Below are 330 nucleotides of genomic sequence, written 5' to 3'. Positions count from 1 at the left end.
GGCTCCTGTGGCTGACCTGGAATTTTGAGCCGCCTCCGACAAACGGACGGCTTCTCAGTTCATTCGAAGACATTTTCTATTCGCATAATAAGAACCTGTTCTCGATGGACAACGAGACCGTTCAGCTCTCACGGCAGCGGAACGAGGTCATTCTTCGTGCTTTCTGGGTCAGGGAGAACCTGTGGCATTCCAAGCTCGTCGGTCTTCATGAATTGAATTGGCTTTCGAGTGGCCGCGCTTTTGCTGTGGCGCCTGAGCCTCATTGGCACGAGGACTTCCTGGCACGTTGGCGTGCGGCAACTGGCGAGCATGGTACTCAGAGGCCGGAAC

At 55.2% G+C, this 330-nt stretch carries 1 pseudogene; it reads left to right on the top strand.

The annotated features are described in order from the left end of the window. Positions 1 to 330 (top strand): annotated as a pseudogene (locus HBA93_RS19870) (DUF6035 family protein); the annotation flags it as partial.

It is taken from the genome of Ochrobactrum sp. SFR4, assembly GCF_019730395.1.
GTDB lineage: Bacteria > Pseudomonadota > Alphaproteobacteria > Rhizobiales > Rhizobiaceae > Pseudochrobactrum.
This window is presented reverse-complemented; position numbering and strand designations above follow the sequence as displayed.